This window comes from Variovorax sp. WDL1 (assembly GCF_001541225.1).
In the GTDB taxonomy this organism is placed as follows: domain Bacteria; phylum Pseudomonadota; class Gammaproteobacteria; order Burkholderiales; family Burkholderiaceae_C; genus Variovorax.
Genome location: NZ_LMTS01000203.1, coordinates 20,081 through 40,498, shown reverse-complemented (window position 1 = coordinate 40,498; position 20,418 = coordinate 20,081). Strand labels below are relative to the sequence as shown.

The following is a 20,418-nucleotide window of genomic DNA, read 5'->3' as shown; positions in this document are numbered from 1 at the left end:
GCTTGCCCATAATGACCCGCCCCGACGAAGCGATCCGGCCCCGCCCATGGAACTGACACCGCGCGAAAAAGACAAGCTCCTGATCTTCACCGCCGCCCTGCTGGCAGAGCGCCGCCGCGCACGCGGGCTGAAGCTCAACTACCCGGAGGCCGTGGCACTGATCTCGGCCGCCGTGATGGAAGGCGCGCGCGACGGCAAGACCGTCGCCGCGCTGATGAGCGAGGGCCGCAGCATCCTGTCGCGCGCCGACGTGATGGAGGGCGTGGCCGAGATGATCCCGGACATCCAGGTCGAGGCCACGTTCCCGGACGGCACCAAGCTCGTCACGGTCCACCAACCCATCGTCTGAACAACAAGCAACAGCAACAGCACGCCATGACCATGCGCCTACTTCGCCAAGCCCCCCTGCTCCTGATCGCCGCGTTGCCGCTAGCGGCGTCCGCCCACACCGGCGCCGATGCCGGCCTGCACCACGGCATGGCCGCCGGCTTCCTGCATCCGCTGACCGGGCCGGATCACCTGGCCGCGATGGTGGCGGTGGGACTGTGGAGCGCGCTCGCCGCGCGGCGTGCCCGGCCCGATCTGCTGTGGGCGCCGCTGGGCTTTGCGCTGATGCTTCTGGCCGGTGCGATGCTCGGCCTGGCGGGTGTTCAGCTGCCGGCCGTGGAGCCCATGATCGCTGCATCGCTGCTGGTGCTGGGGCTGCTGGTCTTCACGCGGCGAAGACTGCCCGCCTTTGCCGCCGCGGCCCTGGTCGGCGTGTTCGCGCTGTTCCACGGCGTTGCGCACGGGCAGGAACTCGCCGGCGAAGCAGGCGCCGCGCTCACGCTGGCCGGCATGCTGGCCGCGACTGTGCTCCTGCATGCCGCGGGCATCGCGGTCGGCTGGGCGCTGCGCCGCGGTCACCGCTGGATGCCGCGCGCCGTCGGCGCAGCGGTCGGGATCTTCGGCATTGCCCTGCTCGGCGGGCTTGCATGATCATCCCGGGCGAGCTCATCACCGACGAGGGCGACCATGCGCTCAACCCCGGCCGCCGCGTGCTGACGCTGGTGGTGCGCAACGCCGCGGACCGGCCGATCCAGGTCGGCTCCCACTACCACTTTGCCGAGACCAACGGCGCGCTGGACTTCGACCGCGAGGCCGCGCGCGGCATGCGGCTGAACATCGCCTCGGGCACCGCGGTGCGCTTCGAGCCGGGGCAGCAGCGCACCGTCGAGCTGGTGGACTTCGCCGGCGACCGCGTGGTCTACGGCTTTCGCGGACTGGTTCAAGGAAAGCTCTGAGCATGGCAACGATCGGGCGGCGTGCCTACGCCGAAATCTTCGGGCCCACGGTGGGCGACCGCGTGCGGCTGGCCGACACCGACCTTGTGATCGAGGTCGAGGAGGACTACACCCTGCGCGCCGGCGGCTACGGCGAGGAGGTCAAGTTCGGCGGCGGCAAGACCATCCGCGACGGCATGGCGCAATCGCAGCGCACGCGCGCCGAGGGCGTGGTCGACACCGTCATGACCAACGCGCTGATCCTCGACCACTGGGGCATCGTGAAGGCCGACATCGGCCTGAAGGGCGGGCGCATCGTCGCCATCGGCAAGGCCGGCAACCCGGACGTGCAGCCGGGCGTGGACATCGTCATCGGCCCGGGCACGGAGGTCATCAGCTGCGAAGGCAACATCGTCACCGCCGGCGGCATCGACAGCCACATCCACTTCATCTGCCCGCAGCAGATCGAGGAGGCGCTCGCCTCGGGCGTCACCACCATGCTGGGCGGCGGCACCGGGCCGGCCACCGGCACCTTCGCCACCACCGCGACGCCGGGCCCCTGGCACATCGAGCGCATGCTGCAGGCGGCTGACGCCTTTCCGATGAACCTCGGCTTCCTCGGCAAGGGCAACGCGAGCCTGCCGGCCGCACTGCACGAGCAGATCGACGCCGGCGTGATCGGCCTCAAGCTGCACGAGGATTGGGGCACCACGCCGTCGGCGATCAGCAACTGCCTGGACGTGGCCGACGCCACCGACACGCAGGTGGCGATCCACAGCGACACCCTGAACGAGTCGGGCTTCGTGGAGAACACCATCGCGGCGGTGAAGGGCCGGGGCATCTGCGCCTTTCATACCGAGGGCGCGGGCGGCGGCCATGCGCCGGACATCCTGCGAGTGGTGGGCGAGGCGAACTTCCTGCCCTCCTCCACCAACCCGACGATGCCCTACACCGTGAATACGCTCGACGAGCACGTCGACATGCTGATGGTGTGCCACCACCTCGACGCCGGCATTCCAGAGGACCTGGCCTTCGCCGAGAGCCGCATCCGCAAGGAGACCATCGCGGCCGAGGACATCCTGCACGACCTGGGCGCGATCAGCATGTTCAGCTCCGACAGCCAGGCCATGGGGCGGGTGGGCGAGGTGATCATCCGCTGCTGGCAGACCGCACACAAGATGAAGGCCCAGCGCGGCAAGCTGTCCGAGGACGGCAGCCGCAACGACAACGCACGCGCCAGGCGCTACGTGGCCAAGTACACGATCAACCCCGCCATCGCGCACGGCATCTCGCACGAGGTGGGCAGCATCGAGGTCGGCAAGTGGGCCGACCTGGTGGTGTGGAAGCCGGCCTTCTTCGGCATCAAGCCTTTCACCATCCTGAAGGGCGGCAGCATCGCGATGGCTGCGATGGGCGACCCCAACGCATCGATCCCGACGCCGCAGCCGGTGCACTACCGGCCGATGTTCGGCGCCTTCGGCGGCGCGCTCGCCAGGAGCTCGCTGACCTTCGTCTCGCAAGCGGGGCTGGCGGCGGGTATCGGCGACCGCTATGGCCTTGCCAAGACCCTCTGCGCGGTGAAGAACATCCGCGGCGTGCGCAAGCAGGACATGGTGCACAACGGCTACACGCCGAAGATGGAGATCGACGCGCAGACCTATGCGGTGCGGGCCGATGGGCAGTTGCTCACCTGTGATCCGGCGGTGGTGTTGCCGATGGCGCAGCGGTATTTTCTGTTCTGAATGTCAGGTCTCGTACGAGCCGAGGTGAACGCGAATCCATTGTGCGAGTGCCTGAGACTCTCCACGCGGACAAAGTTATAACGATCGTTATATTTTCTATCCGACCCTCGACACGCAGACCCCATGCTCACAGCCAACAAACTCATGCCCCAGGGCGGCGGCCTTGCGCCGGTGCTGCTCAAGCGCGCCGCCACCGTCGAACTTGACTGGGACGTGCGCCAGAAGAGCCGCTTCGACGCCACAGACTCGCAAGGCCGCCAGCTCGGCGTGTTCCTCCCGCGCGGCACGCTGGTGCGCGGCGGCGATGTGCTCGTGGCGGAAGACGGCTCGCTCGTCAAGGTGATCGCGGCGAAGCAACCGGTGCTGGTCATCACGCACTGCAGCGAGCACGGCACGCCCTTCGACCTGATGCGCGCGGCCTACCACCTGGGCAACCGGCATGTGCCCATCGAGCTCAAGCCCGACCACCTGAAGATCGAGCCCGACCACGTCCTGGCCGGCATGCTGCGCTCGATGCACCTGATCGTGCGCGAGGCGGAGGAGGCTTTCGAGCCCGAAGGCGGCGCCTATGGGGCGCAGGGCCACTCGCACGGTGCCGCGCCCGTGGGCCCGGTGCTGCATCCCGACGCCTACGCCGCGGCGCCCGCGAACGATCACGGCCACGATCACCACAACGGCCATTCGCACGATCACGCGCATGGCCATGGCCATTCGCATTGATGGCTGACGCGCCGGGCACCCTGCCCGCGGCCAGCCTGCTGCAGCTGATCTGGCTGGCCTCGCCGGCCCTGCCGGTCGGCGGGTTCTCCTATTCGGAAGGCCTGGAGGCGGCCATCGAATGGGCCGGCGTCGGCAACGAGGAAGCGGCGTCCGACTGGCTGGCCGACCAGCTCCACCTCAGCCTGGCGCGCAGCGACCTGGCCGTCGTCGCGCAGGCCATCGGCGCCTGGCGCAACGCAGAGATCGCACGCATCCGCGATCTCAACGACTGGGTGTTCCAGACTCGCGAAACGGCCGAGTTCCGGCTGCAAACCGAGCAGATGGGCCGATCCTTCGTCGAATGGCTCAAGCTGGGGCACGCCGATGCCGCCACGGCCTTCGACACCTTGCCCGCGAGCTACCCGATCGCCTTCGCCTTCGCGGCCGGCCGCACCGAGGCGCCGTTGCGCGACGCCTGCCTGGCCTTCGCCTTCGGCTGGGCCGAGAACATGGCGGCTGCCGCCGTCAAGGCCGTGCCGCTGGGCCAGAGCGCGGGCCAGCGCATCCTCGGCCGCCTGGCCGCCGAGATTCCCGCGGCAGTAGACCAGGCCCTCGCGCTGGCGGATGATGAGCGCCAGGCCTTCTCTCCCATGCTCGCCGTGCTGTCGGCGCGCCACGAAACCCAGTACTCCCGTCTTTTCCGAAGCTGATCCGAACCGCCCTCCATGAGCTCCGCCCTGCACCACATTCCCCATCGCACCAAGAGACTGCCGCCCCTGCGCGTGGGCATCGGCGGCCCGGTCGGCTCCGGCAAGACCACCCTGCTGGAGATGCTCTGCAAGGCGATGCGCGACAAGTACGACCTGATCGCCATCACCAATGACATCTACACCAAGGAAGACCAGCGCCTGCTGACGGTGGCCGGCGCACTGCCGGCCGAGCGCATCATGGGCGTGGAGACCGGCGGCTGCCCCCACACGGCGATCCGCGAGGACGCCTCGATCAACCTCGAGGCCATCGACCGCATGCTGGCCGAGTTTCCCGATGCGGACGTGGTCTTCGTCGAGAGCGGCGGCGACAACCTGGCCGCCACCTTCAGCCCCGAGCTCAGCGACCTCACGATCTACGTGATCGACGTCGCGGCCGGCGAGAAGATCCCGCGCAAGGGCGGCCCCGGCATTACCAAGAGCGACCTGTTCGTGATCAACAAGACCGACCTTGCGCCTTATGTGGGCGCCGACCTGGGCGTGATGCAAGCCGACACCAGGCGCATGCGGAAGCAACGGCCCTTCGTGATGACCAACCTCAAGACGAACGACGGGCTGGCGGCGGTCGTCTCCTTCATCGAGGAACGCGGGATGCTGGCCGAGCACTGAACCCGGCACATCGAATCAGCTGCGAAGCATTCGAGACAGGAATCCCATGAATGCACTCGAACTGAAGGTTCCGCCCCCGATCGTGGCGTTGGTTCTCGCGCTGGCGATGTGGGCGGTCTCCCGGCTCACGCCGACCTTCGAAGTCGCTGCTTCCCTGCGCATTGCGCTGGCAGTTGCCATCGCACTCGTCGGCGCCGCATTCAACGCTGCAGGCGTCGCCGCCTTTCACCAGGCCAGGACAACCCTGAACCCGATGAAGCCCGAGACCGCCTCATCGTTGGTCACCACCGGGATCTACCGGATCACCCGCAATCCGATGTACGTTGGTTTGCTCTTCGTGCTCGTCGGCTGGACGGTGTTTCTCAGCGCGCCTTGGACCCTGGCCGGACCGATCGTGTTCGTGGCGTACATGACCCGCTTCCAGATAGCGCCGGAGGAGAGAGCCCTCACGTCCGCATTCGGTGACGTGTATGCCAGCTACAAGGCGAGGGTGCGCCGATGGCTCTGAAGCCCTTGGCCTTGCCTTCGGCTCGCCGCGCCCAGCGATGAAGGAACGGGTCCGCCCGCGATGCCCCCGGGGTCACTGCAAACTGCGAATGTGTGACATAGGTCACAGTCTGTGGGCCATATAGACCGTCTGGCGTATTTTTTGCTGGAGCCCAAGATCCGATACTGCCAGAACGAATACCAAAGTTCCTATGGCCTCCGAAGCAATCTTCCTTCCCGCAGCCGGCAGCGTCCAGTTCGCCATCTACCCCGACGGGTACGACGGGGCCCGCATCATTGCCCGGATCGACGAAGAGGCGCTGCACGCGCGCTTCCAGGCCGCCGACGGTGAACTGGAGCTGGTGCGGACGTACGACCGGAACGCCGATTCCATCGACGCCCTGGCGACTGCCCGCTACCGCGAGAATCCGCGCGTCGAGATCCGCCTGCGAAGCACCGATTTCCAGGCAGGCGGTGCGAGCTGATGCGATGACGCCGCTCAGTCGGTGCCCAGTTGCAACCGGTTGGGCAGCCTCTTCTCGATCGCGAACTTGAGCAGCGCTGCCGAGCGGAAGATGCCGTGCGCGAACTTGCCGTAGGGCAGCGTCAGGAACAACGCCATCACCACCCCGAGGTGCACCGCCAGCAGCAGCGCCATGAAGCCCGTGTCGCGCCAGGCCAGCAGCGCCAGTCCCGTGAGGCTGGTCAACAGCAGCAACGCGATGAAGCCGCGGTCCATCGGCCGCTGCGCCTGGTCGCCGTGGGCCGGGTCGCGCCGGAGGCTCATCCACAGCAGCCCGAGCGGCCCGATCACCAGGCCGATGCCGCCGGCCGTGCCCAGCAGCACCGGAAGGCTCGCGAGCGCATAGGGCGCCGGGAGCCCGAGCAGGTAGTGGTAGAGCGTCGCCACGCAGGTGGAAGCAAAGCACAGCATGAAGCCGTAGAAGGTGAAGTGATGGAAGCGCCGGCGCCACAGTGTGAAGCGGTCGTCCTCGTTGTTGCAGCCCTCGCCATGGCCGCCGTCGAGGTACTTGAGGCGCAGCACATCGCGCGCCGCCTCGGCGGACGCGCCGCCCGTGCTCCGGCCCTCGCGCGCCGGCGAGACCTCGCGCCAGAAGCGCCGCAGGCCCATGCCGAGCGCGAACACTGCGAAGAGGAACACCGCGCCGAACACGCCCGCCAGGAAGTTGTGCGGGAAGATCGCGTAAAAGTCACCGGCCAACGGCTCGTGCAGAAGCGAGCCCGACATCGCCACCGCCAGCACCAGGAACAGCGCGAGGCCGCCGGCAAGCGCCAGCGCAACGGTCAGCCCCGCGCGGCCGTAGAGCGCACCCAGCGCCGGTGGCCACGCGTAGTCCTGGTAGGTCTGCATCCGCACCTGGGCCATCGCCCGCGGCACGTTGACCGCGAACTCGTGCGGCGGCGCGTACTGGCAGGCATGCAGGCAGGCGCCGCAGTTGTGGCACAGGTTGGCCAGGTAGTGCGTGTCGGCCTTGCCGAACTCCAGCCGGCGCGTCATTGCGGGGAACACCGCGCAGAAGCCCTCGCAATACCGGCACGCGTTGCAGATCTGCAGGATGCGGGCCACCTCTTGCTCGGTGGCGGCGAGCGGCAACGCGGGCCGGATCGGAATGACGCGCGGATCGGCGGCGCCCACGCCATCTGCGTCCGACCTGGCGCGCGCGACGAGTTCAGTAAGCGGCTGCAACGGCGGTCTCCCTCGATGTCCTGTACCTGTCGTTCGATGCGGCGCGCGCGGCCTGGGTGCCGGCGATGCGGCCGAAGGCCGTGCCGATGCTCATGCCCACGCCCGCCGTGTAGCCCTGGCCCAGCACGTTGCCGGCCATCATCTCGCCGGCCACGAAGAGATTCGGGCTCGCCCGGCCGCCGAAACGCACCGCCGCCGTCTCGTCGACCTCGAGGCCGAGGTAGGTAAAGGTGATGCCCGGGCGCAACGGGTAGGCGTAGAAGGGCGCGGTGTCCAGCGGCCGCGCCCAGTGCGTCTTGGCCGGGGCCAGGCCTTCGGTGTGGCAGTCGTCCAGGACGGTATGGTCAAACATGCCGACGCGGCAGGCCGCGTTGTAGCCGCCAATGGTCTGCAGGAAGGCCGCCTCGTCCAGCCCGATCTTGCGCGCGAGTTCTTCCAGCGTGCCGGCCTCGGTGCCGGGAAACACCGGCGGCATGAAGCGCCCCACCGCCTTGCGGTCGATCACCGACCACGCGATCTGTCCCGGCTGCTTCGCGACCAGGCGGCCCCAGATCGCGTAGCGCTTGGGCCAGAAGTCCTCGCCTTCGTCGTAGAAGCGCTGCGCCTCGCGGTTGACCACCACCCCCAGCGACACGCAGTCGATGCGGGTGCAGATGCCGCCGTCGTAGAGCGGCGCGCGCGCATCGATGGCCACGCAGTGCGACTGGGACGGATCGCCGATGGTGTCGGCGCCGGCATCGATCATGTGCTTGAGGAGCACGCCTGTGTTGAAGCGCGTGCCGCGGATCAGGAAGTTGTCGGCCGGCCATTCGCCACGCTCGTTCCGGCCCCAGGCTTCGCGCAGCCATTCGCGGTTCGACTCGAAGCCGCCGGCGGCCAGCACGCAGCTCTTTGCCTCGATGCGCTCGCCGGATGCAGTGCGGGCGGCGACGAAGCGCTCACCGTCGAGTTCGATGGAGACCACCGGCGTCTCGTAGCGGATCGCCACGCCCAACCGTTGCGCGCTGCGGTAGTAGGCGTTGACCAGCGCCTTGCCGCCGCCCATGAAGAAGGCGTTGGTGCGCGCCACGTGGAGCGCGCCCGACAGCGGCGGCTGGAAATGCACGCCGTGGCTGCGCATCCAGTCTCGGCAATCGGAAGAGGCGCGGATCGCCAGCCGCGCCAGCTTCTCGTTGGTGCGCCCGCCGGTCACCTTCAGCAGGTCCTGCCAGTACTCTTCTTCGGGATAGGCGTCGACCAGCACGTCCTGCGGCGCGTCGTGCATGCAGCGCAGGTTGCGCACATGCTGCGAATTGCCGCCCCGCCAGGCCTTGGGCGAAGCCTCCAGCAGCAGCACCGAGGCGCCGGCCTCGCGCGCCATCAGGGCCGCGCAGAGCGCGGCATTGCCGCCGCCAATCACCAGGACATCCAGGGCTTCGTGCACCGCGTTCTCTTGTTTCATCGAGGAAAGCGGCAACTCTATGCCGGCCGGTGCGTCCTGCCCAGGGGGCACGCGGCATGGCCCCTTCACGAATCGTGATGGGGCTGCAGCCGGGACTACCGCAGACCAGGGGCGACCGCGAGCGCGGCGCCGGGCCAGCTTCCTCCACGCACCAGACCCTGCGCGGTGTCGGTCAGCACGATGCGCACCGCGATCGCGGCCGGCGAGAGCTCGTCGTCCGAGAGGCTGCACACGGCGTTGCGCCGCCGCGCTTCGCGGTCCGCGAGGGGCGCCACATGGAAGCGCTCCGCGGCGTCGGCCCATCGCCCGAGCGCCGCGCCGGGCTGCACCGTTGCCCCGAAGCCGGCATCGACGGTGTCCATGAGCACCGCCAGCGAGTCGATCTCGGCCACCAGCTTCGGCGTCAGTCCCTCGCGCAGGAAGACGGCATCGATGACGCTGCGCAGTCCATGCGTGCCGGTGGGCAGGATCAGCGGCAGCCTGGCCAGCTGCGCGGTGGAGATGCTGCGCTTGCTCGCCGCGGCCCTGGGCGCCATGTGGCGCCTGGCACGGATCAGCAGCAGCCTTTCCTCCAGGAGCGGCATCACGCTCCAGCGGCTCGCGGCCTGGGTGTTGAAGAGCACCGCGAGATCGAGCTGCCGCGCATTGAGCATCGACGTCAGGTGCCCCGAGAGGCTTTCGACGATGTGCAGCCGCACGTCGGGATAGCGCTCACGCATCGCGCGCATGAAGGGCATCGCAAGCACTGCGGCAGTGGTAGGGGCGAGCCCGACGCTGACGGTGCCAGTGAGCCTCGCATGCCGCGCGACGCGCGCGGCCTGGTCCGCGTGCCGGAGCGTGAGCTGCGCCTCGCGGAAGAAGGCCAGGCCGGCTTCGGTGGGCACAGCCCCCTTGGCGGTGCGCTGCAGCAGGCGCGTCGCCAGCTCGCTCTCGAGCCGGCTGATCTGCTGGCTGAGCGCCGACTGCACGAGATCGAGGTCGAGCGCAGCGCGGCCGATGCTGCCGAGTTCGACCGTGCGAACGAAGTAGCGAAGCTGACGCAATTCCATGGGAAGCCGATTGAAGAAGCCGGGTGGCGATACTCGCACGAGCATCCCGGCAATGGCGGCCGCCTAGAAAGCCGCGGACCGATCGCTTGCTCGGTGCTTGGGCGCTGAGGGCGGGCGGTGCGAGCCGCCTTCACGCCTCTTCGTACCAGGTGTCCCTGGCCAGCATCACGCGGTGGTGGCCCTGCCCCGCGGGAATCATCGGGAAGCAGTTCTCCTGCGCCGCCACCTGCACGTCGAGGAAGAAGGGCCCGGGACAGGCCAGGCATTCGGCCAGCGCATCGTGCAGTTCGGCCGGATCGGCCACACGCCGCGCCCCCCAGCCGAAGGCCCGGGCCAGTGCGACGAAGTCGGGCAGCGCCTCGTTCCAGCTATGGCTCAGGCGGTTGCCATGGTTGAGCTCCTGCCACTGGCGCACCATGCCCATATAGCCGTTGTTGCAGAGCACCACCTTGACCGGCGCACGATGCTGCACGGCGGTGGAGAGCTCCTGGATATTCATCAGCACCGAGGCGTCTCCGCTCACGCAGACCGTGAGCGCCTCGGGGTGCGCGATCTGCGCGCCGATCGCGGCCGGCAAGCCGTAGCCCATGGTGCCGGCGCCGCCCGAGGTCAGCCAGCGGCGGGGGCGCTCGAAGCGCAGGTATTGCGCGGCCCACATCTGGTGCTGGCCCACATCGGTGGAGACGATGGCATCGCGGCCCGAGAGTGCCTGCTGGAGCGAGACCATCAACTGCTGCGGCAGGATGGTGTCTGTGCGCGGCGCGAAATCCAGGCAGCGACGTGCGCGCCAGCCCTCGATGCGCCGCCACCAGGGCGCGAGGCGCTCGGGCCCCAACCCGTCGAGCGCGGGCATGGCGAGCAGCGCGTCCAGCACCGCGCCGCAGTCGCCGACCATCGGCACGTCGACCTTGACCACCTTGTCGATGCTCGCGGGATCGATGTCGATGTGGACCTTGCGCGCCTGCGGGCAGAACTCGGCCAGCTTGCCGGTCACGCGATCGTCGAAGCGGGCGCCGACGCAGAGCACCAGGTCGGCTTCGTGCATGGCCAGGTTGGCCTGCAGCGTGCCGTGCATCCCGAGCATGCCGAGGAAGCGCGTGTCGGAGGCCGGAAAGGCGCCCAGGCCCATCAGTGTCAGTGTGCAGGGCGCATCGAGGCGGCGCGCCAGCGTCGTGAAAGCCTCGCAGGCGGCCGGCCCGGCGTTGACCAGCCCGCCGCCGCCGTAGAGCACCGGCCGGCGCGCGGTGGACAGCAGGTCGGCCGCGCGCGCCAGGCTGGCTCGCGGCAGCCGGGCATCGGCGCCGCTGCGGTACCGGCGCGCCGTCGCGGTCTCGACGGCCTCATGGCCGCGCAGCGCCTGCTGCACATCCTTGGGCACGTCGAGCAGCACCGGCCCCGGCCGGCCACCGGCGGCGATTTCCAGCGCGAGGCGCACGCGGGACGGAATCTCGTCCGCCGTGCGCAATTGGTGGTTCCATTTGGTCACCGGCCGCGACATGCCCAGCGCGTCGCTTTCCTGGAAGGCATCGGTGCCGATCACCGCGGTCGCGACCTGGCCGCTGATGCACAGGATCGGCACCGAATCGCTGATCGCGTCGAGCAGTCCCGTGATGGTGTTGCCGACGCCGGGCCCGGAGGTGACGAGCACCACGCCGACCCGGCCGGTGCTGCGCGCGTAGCCCTGCGCCGCATGCACGGCGGCCTGCTCGTGCCGCACCAGCACATGGCGCAGCCGCGGCTCGCCGAAGAGTGCGTCGTAGAGGGGCAGCGCCGCGCCGCCGGGATAGCCGAAGATCGTGTCGACACCGCACTCGACCAGCGTCTGGAGCACAGCCTGGGCGCCGTTGCGCAGCGAAAGAAGAGCCGGCGTGGGGGCAAGGGTTTGCATGCGTCGATTCTTCTGCCTTTGCTGCAGAATGTGCTTCGTTTATTGGAAGCATCAGACTTATTTCTTGAACATCAATCGCAAAAAGGCCGGAAGCAACGAAGAATCTTTCGACAGGATCGACCTGGCGATCCTGCGCGTGCTGCTGCACGACTCGCGCAAGACGCTGCAGGAGATCGGGGCGGAGGTGGGCCTGGCGGCCACCAGCTGCTGGAGCCGCATCAAGAAGCTGGAGGCCAGCGGCGTGATCAAGCGCTACACGGTGGATGTCGATGCGGCGAAGCTGGGCTACCAGGACTCCGTGATCGTGCAGCTGACGCTGGAGAGCCACAGCGACGAGACGCTGTACGAGTTCGGCCGTGCGCTGGCCAGCATCCCGGAGATCCAGGAGGCCTACCTGGTGTCGGGCGACTACGACTACTACATCCGCATCGCGGTGCGTGACACGCGCGACTACGAGCGGCTGCTGCGCGAGAGGCTCTACAAGATCCCCGGCATCCGGCACAGCCAGTCGCACTTCGTGCTGCGCGTGCTCAAGGAAGCCAGCGCGCCGCTGATCTGAGGGCCGGCGCACGCTGGCGCCGAACCGCATTCGGAGAATGCGGCCCGGTGCGCCATGAGAAATGCGCGGATCAACTGGGCTGGAGCGGCGCTTCCGGCGACTGCGGGCCCTGCGCGGGTTCCTGCTGCTGCGTTTGCTGCTGGTGCTGCGGCACGCCGACCGCGGCCAGGCCGCGCCTCGCAATGCCCTTGACCAGGTGCCGCGGGAGGTGATGTGCCTTGGCGAGCAAGGCCAAGGCTTCGCTGCGCGCCGGCTCGCAGGCCGGCAGCAACTTCTGCAATGAACTCATCGTGGTCGTCCTTGCGCCGGAGAAACGGAAACCCTGGCTCTGCGTCGTGGCGCCGCAGGCTTTTCATCGCGTAAAGGAGCGGCCCCGGCACGGCCGCGGCGCATTATGTGCATGCCCCCGACCGGCGCGCCAGCCAATAGGCCTGCTGCCGGCAGTCTCTTTAGGCGCTGCCGCGGCACGGACGGGCCTCTGTAACGAAAAAGCCCTGGCTGTTGCCAACCAGGGCAAGAAGGTCGGTGGTCGACCTTGGAGAAGCGATGAAGCGTTGGGTTCTCGGCCCCGCCCAAGGTTCCCGGTTGACTGCAGATCGGCCGCGCTGGGCTGCATTCGGACGGCTGGCCGGCGGAGATCACGCCAGGGCCGTGGCCTCCATCTCGACCTTGAATCCGAAGTGCAGCGGGCCGGTCGGCACGATGGCCCTCGCCGGACGGGATCGACCGGCCCAGCGCTCATAAAGCAGGTCGAACGCCCGCCAGTTCGCGATGTCGTCGAGATAGACCCGCACTTGCAGCAGCTTGTCGATGCCCGAACCTGCCGCCAGCAAGGCAGCCTGCACGTTGGCCAGCGTCTGGACCACCTGCTCATCGAAATCCGCGTCGATCAGGCGCTCGCCACCCGGCGTGATTGGCAACTGCCCGGCGATGAACACCATGCCACCACCCAAGGCAGCATGGCTGTAGTGGCCGCCCGGCTTGGCCAGCGCGGGCACCGCGACATGCACGAGTCCGGACGTGCGCTCCGGTTGGGCCCCGTTCTCACCAGCCATGGAAGCGCTCCCAGGTCTGCACGGTGCCGTCCGCGGCCAGCGCCTCGTAGGCAGGAAACTGCGCGCCGGTGGCGCAGGCATGATTGGGCAGTATCCGCAGCCGGGTACCGGTCGGGAAGCGCGCCACGATGTCCTTGTCCGGCGGGCCCTCTCGCGACAGGATGCCGTGCTCCTGGTTGGCTGCCGACAGCAGGTATCCCTCCAACGGCACCCCGTCCATGGTGCACACCTGGCCATAGCCGCAGTCGAGCTGCTGCCTGGCCGTGCCCCGGTCGCGGCTCATGGCCATCCAGCCGGCATCGACGATGGCCCAGCCCTTGCCGGCCTGGTGCCCGATGACGGTGGTGAGCACGCTCAGCGCGATGTCTTCGGTGCTGCAGACGCCGACGTTGCGCATCACCAGGTCGAAGAACACATAGACCCCGGCCCGGAGTTCGGTGACGCCCTCCAGGGACGCGGCTTCCAGCGCGGTGGGCGTGGAGCCTACCGACACGATGGGGCACGGCAGGCCCGCTGCGCGCAGGCGTTCGGCGGCCAGCACGCAGCCGGCGCGTTCCTGCTCCGCAAGGGCGGCAAGGGCCTGGGGGGTGTGCAGTTCGTAGCTGGAGCCCGCATGCGTCAGGACGCCGGCCAGGCGCATGCCGCCCTCGTGCAGCACGCGGCCTACCTCCAGCAGGATGTCGTCGGCCGGCTCGATGCCGGAGCGGTGGCCGTCGGAGTCGATCTCGATGAGGACCTCGAAGACATGGCCGTGCTCGCGGCCGTATTCGGCGATGGCCCGCGCGCCCTCGACGCTGTCGGTCAGGATCTGCAGCGCGCAGCCGCGCTGGCGCAGCTCCAGCGCATGCGCAAGCCGGTGCGGCGCCATGCCGACGGCATAGAGGATGTCGGTCACGCCCTGGCCAAAGAACTGATCGGCTTCTTTCAGCGTCGACACGGTGATGCCCGTCGCGCCGGCGTCGAGCTGGGCAGCGACCACAGGGGCGCATTTGCTGGTCTTCACATGGGGGCGAAAGCGCACGCCCAGCGCATTGGCCCGCTGCTGCATGCGAGCGATGTTCTGCTGCATGCGCTGCAGCGACACGATGGCCGCCGGAGTGTCGATGTCGGCGAGAGTTCTTGGGTTGTTCTGCATATTGCGTACTCGCGTCAGTCCAGGTAGTCCCCCTTGGCCTTCAGGGCCGGCACATCGTCGCGGATGCCGCGCGCGATGAGTTCGGCGACGGCCGCGGGCGTTGTATCGGCAGGCGCAGGCAGCTCGACCCCCAAGCCCTCCATCTGCCTGCGCAGGGCCGGGTCGGCGACCGCCTGCTGCAGCGCGCTGGTCAACTTCGCGAGCACGGGCTGCGGCGTGGCCCGCGGGGCGAAGAAGGCGTTCCAGGAACGCACATCCAGGGGATGACCGGCTTCCGTCGCGGTGCCGACACCAGGCAGCTGCGTCAGGCGCGAGCGCGACAGAACCGCGATGGCCTTGATACGCCCGCCAGCGATCTGTGGCAGCGCGGTGGTGGTCTGGTCGCACATGAAATCGGTCTGTCCGCCCATCAGGTCGTTGACCGCCGGCGCAACGCCCTTGTAGGGCACGTGCGTGACGTTCTGGGCGATCGAAGACAGCAACAGCACGCAGCCGTAGTGCGAGATGGACCCGACCCCGGCGCTGCCGTAGGACGCCTTGTCCCTGTTCTTCGCCAGCCAGGCCCCGAACTCACGCAGGTTGCTGGCCGGCAGGTCGGCGCGGGCCAGCAGCAGCATCGGCGCTGCGCCTGCGGGACCGATGGGGGCGAAATCGGCGACGGGGTCATAGGCCAGCTTCTTGTAGAGGGCGACATTGGCGACGTGCGTGCCGATGCCACCGAACGAAATGGTGTAGCCATCGGGCGCGGCCTTGGTGGCCTTGGTCAAGCCGATCACGCCATTGGCGCCGCCGAGGTTCTCGATGACGATGGGCTGGCCCAGGGGGCCGGCCATCTTCTGCGCGACGGCGCGGGCCAGCGCGTCGCTGGGGCCGCCGGCCGGGAAAGGAACGATCAGGGTGACCGGGCGGGCCGGGAATGCCTGGGCGATGGCGCCGGGCGCGGCAGACAGGCTGGCACAGAGGGCGGCAAGGCTGGGGGCCAGGCGAAGGAAGCGGATCATGGCAAGGTCCTGGGTTGGTGGGGTTGATTCAGGAGGCGGCCGCTTGGAAGCCGCGCAGCCATGGCAGCACGCCATCGAGCGTGGGCGATTCGACCTCTGCCAAGGGCGCGCCTTCGGGCCGGGCCAGCCCGACGCGGTTGTGCCAGTAGGTGCGCAGGCCGACGCTGGCTGTGCCGAACATGTCGTAGCCCGAACCGGCAACGAATGCCGCCTCGCGCGGCTGCACGTCCAATCGCTCCAAGGCGAGCCGGTAGGGCCTCGGATCGGGCTTGTAGAAACCCGCCTCCTCGGAGGTCACGACCACATCCCAGCCGATTCCGAGGCGTTCAGCGGCGCGTTGGCCAAGGCGTCGTGAGCAGTTGGTCACCACGGCCAGCTTGCAGTGGGCCTTGAGCGCGTGCAGCAGTTCGATAGCGCCGCTCCAGGCGGGCAGCTCGTCCCAATGGTCGTCCAGCGACTGCGGCGCGCTGGCGGGCAACCCGACAGTGGCGGCAGCCTGACGCACCAGATCTTCGTAGGGCACGTAAGCGCCGCAGCCATAAGTGAGCCGCAGGTATTCGGCGCGCCAGGCACGGCCCATCTGTTCGGAGCCCCCGGCAGCGTTCCAGACGGTCCACGAGTCGAGCAGCGCAGTGAGCAGGTCGAACAGCACGGCCCGGGGATACCGCCCGGCTGTGGCAATGGGAGTCGAGGTGTTTTGCATGGCGATGACTTTAGGCGTGCCAAGGCGTGTTGATGCTTCACTCTTGAATCATCAATAGTTAAGCTCTGCTGAATGATGCAGATCGAAGACCTTCGCCTGGCTGCTGCGCTGTTGCGCGAGAGCTCGCTCAGCGCTGCTGCGCGCTCGCTCGGCGTCACACCGCCCGCCCTGTCGATGCGATTGCGCAAACTCGAGGCCTCGCTGGGCCTGGTGCTGGCCAACCGCACTTCGCGCAAGTTGCACCTGACTTCGGAAGGCGAACGATTCGGACGGGAGGCCCATGAGCTTCTGCTGAAGTTCGACGGCCTTCGCGAATCCCTGCAGCGCGACGACCGGCGCCTGACCGGAACGCTGCGGGTCGCCGCATCCTTCGGCTATGGCCGCACGCACGTCGCGCCGTTGCTGTCTCGTTTCTCTCGCCTGCATCCGGCCCTGCGGCTGCAGTTCGACCTGCGCGAAACCCCATGGCCCGACAAGCATGATTCCGACGCCGTGGTGCATGTGGGCTCGGTGCGCGATTCGTCGTGGGTGGGCCATACGCTCGCTTCCAACGAGCGGTGGCTCTGCGCAAGCCCCGGCTACCTGCGTGAGCACGGCACGCCCCGCAACCCGGCGGACCTGGCCTACCACGCCTGCATCTGCATCCGCGAGAACGACGAGGACGTGACGCTGTGGCACATGCGGCCTGCGGGCAGCAGCGCCCGCAGGAACGAGACGCTGCGCATCAACCCGGCGTTCATCACCAACGACGGCAGCGTGGCACGCCAGTGGGCCGAGGATGGCTTGGGCATCGTGCTGCGCTCCCAATGGGACGCGGCAGAGGCGCTGGCCGCCGGGCGCCTCGAACGGGTGATGGCAGATTGGGAATTTGGCGCCGCCCCCGTGGTGGTGCTCGTCCCCACGCGCAAGGGGCGCAGCGCGCGGGTGCAGGCGCTGGTCAGCTTCCTGCTGGAAGCCGGCCGGTCTTGACGCGTTCGCCCGCGCGTCGCGGTATCCGCTACGCGACGGCCTTCATCGAGCCCAACCGCCGAATCTTGTCGTACAGGGTCTTGCGCGGCAGGCTCAGCCGCTCCGCCGCGGCGGCGGCGCTGCCGTTGCAGGCCTCGAGTGCCTCGTTGATCAGGTAGCGCTCGAACTGCGCCACCTGCTCCTCCAGGCTGCGTTCGGCGCGCGCCACGTCGTGCATGCGCGCCTCGCCGTCCCACAGACCCAGCACGAAGCGGTCGGCGATGTTGCGCAGCTCGCGCACGTTGCCGGGCCAGGCGTGAGACACCAGCGCCGCCAGGTGGCGGCCGTGCACCGGCGGCAGTTCGCGCTCGTGGCGCAGCGCGGCCTGGTTGGCGAAATGGGTGAACAGCAAGGGGATGTCCTCGCGCCGATCGCGCAAAGGCGGCATCGGCAGCAGCACCACGCCCAGACGGTAGTAGAGGTCGTCGCGAAACTTCCCCTCGCGCGCGGCCGCCAGCAAATCGACCTTGGTGGCGGCAATGACGCGGCTGTCCATGGGCCGCAGCTCGTTGGAGCCCAGGCGCTCGAACTGCCGCTCCTGCAGGGTGCGCAGCATCTTCACCTGCAGGCTCATGGGCATGGTTTCGATCTCGTCGAGAAAGAGCGTGCCGCCGCGCGCGTGCTCGATCTTGCCGATGCGCCGCTTGGCGGCGCCGGTGAAGGCGCCGGCCTCGTGGCCAAACATCTCGCTTTCGAACAGCGCCTCGGGCATGCCGCCGCAGTTGATGGCGGCGAAGTGGCCCGCGCGCCGCCGGCTGCCCTCGTGCAGGCAGCGCGCCACCAGCTCCTTGCCGGTGCCGGTCTCGCCCAGCACCAGCACGTCAGCGTCGGAGCTGGCCAAGTCGCGCACCAGGCGCCGCAACTGCTGCATGGCAGGCGAGCGGCCGATCAGGCGGGCCTCGATGGAGTCGTAGCCGGCGAGCTGGCTGCGCAGGCGCTCCACCTCCAGGCTCAGTGCGCGCTTCTCCAGCGCGCGCTGCACGACTTCGGTGAGTTGCTCCGGCGAGAAAGGCTTTTCCAGGAAGTCGTAGGCCCCCAGGCGCATGGCGTGCACCGCCATCGAGATGTCGCCGTGGCCGGTGATGAGGATCACCGGCAGCGTGGGCTCGATCTTGAGTGCGTGCGAAAGCAGCTCCAGCCCGTCCATGCCCGGCAGCCGCACGTCGGTGACCAGGACCGCCGCCAGGCCGGGCACGACCTGGGCCAGCACCTTCTCGGCCGAGCCGAAGCCCGACACGCGCAGGCCCGCCAGCTGCAGTGCCTGGGTGCTGCCCAGGCGCACGGCGTCATCGTCTTCCACGAAAAGTACTTCCAGCGCTTGTGGTTCAGTCATGGGTCGTCTCGCAGTTGCCGTTGCGCAAGGTCACGATGAAGGTCGCACCGCCCAGCTTGCTGCGGTCCGAACGCAGCATCCCGCCGAAATCGCGCACGATGCCGGCCGAGATCGCCAGGCCCAGGCCGAGGCCCCGGCCCTGCTCCTTGGTGGTGAAGAATGGTTCGAACAAGCGGGGCATGACCTCGGGCGCAATGCCTTGGCCGTTGTCGTGCACTTCCAGTGCGAGGCCTTCGGGGGTGCGCCGCGCAACGATGCGCACGCGCCGCGGCGGGCCGCCCGCTGCGGTGGCATCGAAGGCATTGACCAGCAGGTTCACCAGCACCTGCTCGAGCCGATTGCCCTCGCACAATGCACAAAGGCCGGGCTCGATCTTCTGCTCCAGCTGGATGTGCTCCTCGCGAATGCGCTGGCCCAGCAGGAACACCGCGTCGGCGATCACGTCGGCCAGCGGCACCGGCTGCAGCTCCACGCCCGAGCGCCGCGCAAACTTCTTGAGCTGTGCCGTGATCTGGCCCATGCGGTCGGTAAGCTGGCAGATGGTGCGCAGGTTCAGGTCCACCTGCTCGCCCTGCCCGCGCTGCAGGAAGACCACCGCGTTGGCCGACAGGGTGCGCAGTGCCGCCAGCGGCTGGTTGAGTTCGTGCGTGATGCCGGCCGACATCTGACCGAGCACGGCCATCTTGCCGGTCTGCACCAGGTCTTCGAGCGTGGTCTTGAGAATCTCCTCGGCCCGCTTGCGCTCGGCCACTTCGGTCTGCAAGTGCTGGTTGGCGTCGCTCAAGGCCTCGGTGCGCAGCTGCACCTTGTGCTCCAGCTCGTCGTAGGCGCGCTGCAGTGCCTCGCGCGCCGCCAGGCGGTGGTGAGCGATACGGCGGCGCTGTTGGAAAAACATCACCAGCAGCATGAGGAACACCAGGGCGAACATGGTCACCACGGCAGCCGTGCGCGCGAAGGCATGAACGGGCCCCATATCGGAGAGCATGATGAGCTTCCAGTCTGTGCCGTCCACCGCACGGCTGTCGAGCAGGAGATCGGAGCCGAAACGCTCAGCGGCGGATTTCCCGCCTGGGCCGTCCGCGCCGATTTGCACCACCGTCGCCGCGCCGCCTGACCAGGGCCGGTGCTCGCGTACCGCTAGCGGCGTGAGCGTGCCGGCCTCGGTGTACTGGCGGGTTTGCGCCAACTGCTGCAGCGTTTGCGTGGAGAGCGGACGCAGGGTGCGGAACTTCCACGCCGCAACGGAAGACAGCACCACCACCCCGTTGCGGTCGATGGCCAGCACCTTGTCCGCCGAGTTGGCCCACGGCGCGTCCAGCTTGTCCAGGCCCACCTTGACGGTTGCCACGCCAAGCCGCCGCCCTTCAGCCGAGACCGGAAAGGAAAAGTAGTAGCCGGCCTCGCGGCTCACGGTGCCGATGCCGTAGAAGCGGCCCGGAACACCGCCCATCGCATCGCGAAAGTAGGGCCGGTACGAGAAGTTCATGTGCACGAAGCTGCCCGGCTGGCTCCAGTTGCTGGCGGCCAGGGTCAGGCCTGCCTCGTCCATCACGTAGCTCGCGCTGGCTTGCGCGTGGACGTTGACCGTTTCCAGGTAGACGTTGGCGTCGCGCCGCAGGTCGTTGTCACCCGGCGAGCGAAGCAAGTCCAGCACGTCGGGGCTCAGTGACAGCACCTGCGGCAGATATTCGTAGCGGCTGAGCTCGCTGCGAAGACCGGTCGCGTAGATGTCCAGCCGGTGCAACGTGCCCTGTTGCAATGAGCGGATGCCTGCGCGTTCGGCCGCGAGATAGGCCAGTGCGCCGGCCGCCGCGACCAGGCAACCCCACACGCCCACGGCCGCCCAGCGCGGCCAGTGCGCACGCGGCACCGGATGCTCGCGGAGCTCGTCCAGGGCGTCAACCAGGCTGGCGCGGTACGGCTCGGAGAGCCTCAGCACAGCGCGCCCTGCCGAAAGAAACATTGACACGGGA

At 68.6% G+C, this 20,418-nt stretch carries 22 protein-coding genes; 11 read left to right on the top strand and 11 right to left on the bottom strand.

The genetic code is table 11. The annotated features are described in order from the left end of the window. Window positions 1-46 precede the first annotated feature (46 nt). The 9 genes from APY03_RS26620 (at window position 47) to APY03_RS26580 (ending at window position 6,050) form a co-directional block, all read left to right on the top strand. Window positions 47-349: an urease subunit gamma gene (locus APY03_RS26620; RefSeq protein ID WP_068681614.1), complete on the top strand. Its 303-nt coding sequence runs from the start codon at window positions 47-49 to the stop codon at window positions 347-349. 32 nt (window positions 350-381) lie between these two features. Then, a complete protein-coding gene (locus APY03_RS26615) occupies window positions 382-978 on the top strand; it encodes a HupE/UreJ family protein (RefSeq protein WP_068681650.1) in 597 nt (198 codons plus the stop codon). Beyond that, a complete protein-coding gene (locus APY03_RS26610) occupies window positions 978-1,283 on the top strand; it encodes an urease subunit beta (protein WP_068681648.1) in 306 nt (101 codons plus the stop codon). The genes APY03_RS26615 and APY03_RS26610 overlap by 1 nt, the downstream gene beginning before the upstream one ends. A gap of 2 nt (window positions 1,284-1,285) precedes the next feature. Further along, window positions 1,286-3,004 carry an urease subunit alpha gene (gene ureC / locus APY03_RS26605; protein WP_068681612.1) on the top strand — a complete coding sequence of 573 codons (1,719 nt, stop codon included), beginning with the start codon at window positions 1,286-1,288 and terminating at the stop codon, window positions 3,002-3,004. Window positions 3,005-3,127: 123 nt separating this feature from the next. After that, window positions 3,128-3,724, top strand: a complete 597-nt coding sequence (gene ureE / locus APY03_RS26600) for an urease accessory protein UreE (protein WP_068681610.1) — start codon at window positions 3,128-3,130, stop codon at window positions 3,722-3,724. Beyond that, window positions 3,724-4,413 (top strand): urease accessory protein UreF, encoded by a 690-nt coding sequence (locus APY03_RS26595; RefSeq protein ID WP_102905512.1) that lies wholly within the window; start codon window positions 3,724-3,726, stop codon window positions 4,411-4,413. Before ureE ends, APY03_RS26595 begins: the two co-directional genes overlap by 1 nt. A 15-nt stretch (window positions 4,414-4,428) precedes the next feature. Further along, on the top strand, window positions 4,429-5,079 hold the full coding sequence (gene ureG, locus APY03_RS26590; protein ID WP_068681607.1) for an urease accessory protein UreG: 651 nt from the start codon (window positions 4,429-4,431) through the stop codon (window positions 5,077-5,079). Between the two features lie 46 nt (window positions 5,080-5,125). Beyond that, a complete protein-coding gene (locus APY03_RS26585; protein ID WP_068681606.1) occupies window positions 5,126-5,587 on the top strand; it encodes a methyltransferase family protein in 462 nt (153 codons plus the stop codon). Window positions 5,588-5,777: 190 nt separating this feature from the next. Continuing rightward, window positions 5,778-6,050 carry a hypothetical protein gene (locus tag APY03_RS26580; RefSeq protein ID WP_068681604.1) on the top strand — a complete coding sequence of 91 codons (273 nt, stop codon included), beginning with the start codon at window positions 5,778-5,780 and terminating at the stop codon, window positions 6,048-6,050. Window positions 6,051-6,064: 14 nt separating this feature from the next. Here APY03_RS26580 and tcuB read toward each other — a convergent pair whose 3' ends face one another. The 4 genes from tcuB to ilvB all read right to left on the bottom strand — a co-directional run bounded on the left by tcuB (window position 6,065) and on the right by ilvB (window position 11,651). Further along, the gene (tcuB, locus tag APY03_RS26575; RefSeq protein ID WP_068681602.1) at window positions 6,065-7,273 is read right to left on the bottom strand and encodes a tricarballylate utilization 4Fe-4S protein TcuB; all 1,209 of its coding nucleotides are present in this window, start codon (window positions 7,271-7,273) and stop codon (window positions 6,065-6,067) included. Beyond that, window positions 7,257-8,696, bottom strand: coding sequence for an FAD-dependent tricarballylate dehydrogenase TcuA (tcuA, locus tag APY03_RS26570; protein ID WP_269747408.1), 1,440 nt, complete (start codon window positions 8,694-8,696; stop codon window positions 7,257-7,259). The genes tcuB and tcuA overlap by 17 nt, the downstream gene beginning before the upstream one ends. Before the next feature lie 113 nt (window positions 8,697-8,809). Continuing rightward, a complete protein-coding gene (locus tag APY03_RS26565) occupies window positions 8,810-9,763 on the bottom strand; it encodes a LysR family transcriptional regulator (RefSeq protein WP_068681598.1) in 954 nt (317 codons plus the stop codon). Between the two features lie 130 nt (window positions 9,764-9,893). Then, a complete protein-coding gene (gene ilvB / locus APY03_RS26560) occupies window positions 9,894-11,651 on the bottom strand; it encodes a biosynthetic-type acetolactate synthase large subunit (protein ID WP_068681596.1) in 1,758 nt (585 codons plus the stop codon). A 64-nt stretch (window positions 11,652-11,715) separates the two neighbouring features. Here ilvB and APY03_RS26555 point away from each other — a divergent pair, with 64 nt between their 5' ends. Next, entirely contained in the window at window positions 11,716-12,210 is a 495-nt protein-coding gene (locus tag APY03_RS26555; RefSeq protein WP_232081136.1) for an Lrp/AsnC family transcriptional regulator, read from the top strand. A 70-nt stretch (window positions 12,211-12,280) separates the two neighbouring features. On the opposite strand, the gene APY03_RS26550 is transcribed toward APY03_RS26555, so the two are convergent. From APY03_RS26550 to APY03_RS26530, 5 genes are all read right to left on the bottom strand, one after another. Continuing rightward, window positions 12,281-12,499 (bottom strand): hypothetical protein, encoded by a 219-nt coding sequence (locus APY03_RS26550; protein WP_068681594.1) that lies wholly within the window; start codon window positions 12,497-12,499, stop codon window positions 12,281-12,283. A 349-nt stretch (window positions 12,500-12,848) separates the two neighbouring features. Continuing rightward, a complete protein-coding gene (locus APY03_RS26545; RefSeq protein ID WP_068681592.1) occupies window positions 12,849-13,265 on the bottom strand; it encodes a RidA family protein in 417 nt (138 codons plus the stop codon). Continuing rightward, on the bottom strand, window positions 13,255-14,400 hold the full coding sequence (locus tag APY03_RS26540; RefSeq protein ID WP_068681590.1) for a DSD1 family PLP-dependent enzyme: 1,146 nt from the start codon (window positions 14,398-14,400) through the stop codon (window positions 13,255-13,257). The genes APY03_RS26545 and APY03_RS26540 overlap by 11 nt, the downstream gene beginning before the upstream one ends. Before the next feature lie 14 nt (window positions 14,401-14,414). Further along, complete coding sequence (locus APY03_RS26535; RefSeq protein WP_068681588.1) at window positions 14,415-15,401, bottom strand: tripartite tricarboxylate transporter substrate-binding protein; 987 nt, start codon at window positions 15,399-15,401, stop codon at window positions 14,415-14,417. Window positions 15,402-15,429: 28 nt separating this feature from the next. Then, the gene (locus APY03_RS26530) at window positions 15,430-16,104 is read right to left on the bottom strand and encodes an HAD family hydrolase (protein ID WP_068681586.1); all 675 of its coding nucleotides are present in this window, start codon (window positions 16,102-16,104) and stop codon (window positions 15,430-15,432) included. Window positions 16,105-16,176: 72 nt separating this feature from the next. Between APY03_RS26530 and APY03_RS26525 the strand changes: the two genes are divergently transcribed. Continuing rightward, window positions 16,177-17,073 carry a LysR family transcriptional regulator gene (locus APY03_RS26525; RefSeq protein WP_068681584.1) on the top strand — a complete coding sequence of 299 codons (897 nt, stop codon included), beginning with the start codon at window positions 16,177-16,179 and terminating at the stop codon, window positions 17,071-17,073. 28 nt (window positions 17,074-17,101) lie between these two features. Here APY03_RS26525 and APY03_RS26520 read toward each other — a convergent pair whose 3' ends face one another. Together APY03_RS26520 and APY03_RS26515 are read right to left on the bottom strand one after the other, a co-directional pair. Beyond that, complete coding sequence (locus APY03_RS26520) at window positions 17,102-18,445, bottom strand: sigma-54-dependent transcriptional regulator (protein WP_068681582.1); 1,344 nt, start codon at window positions 18,443-18,445, stop codon at window positions 17,102-17,104. Beyond that, entirely contained in the window at window positions 18,438-20,408 is a 1,971-nt protein-coding gene (locus tag APY03_RS26515; RefSeq protein WP_083944578.1) for a sensor histidine kinase, read from the bottom strand. The genes APY03_RS26520 and APY03_RS26515 overlap by 8 nt, the downstream gene beginning before the upstream one ends. Window positions 20,409-20,418 lie beyond the last annotated feature (10 nt).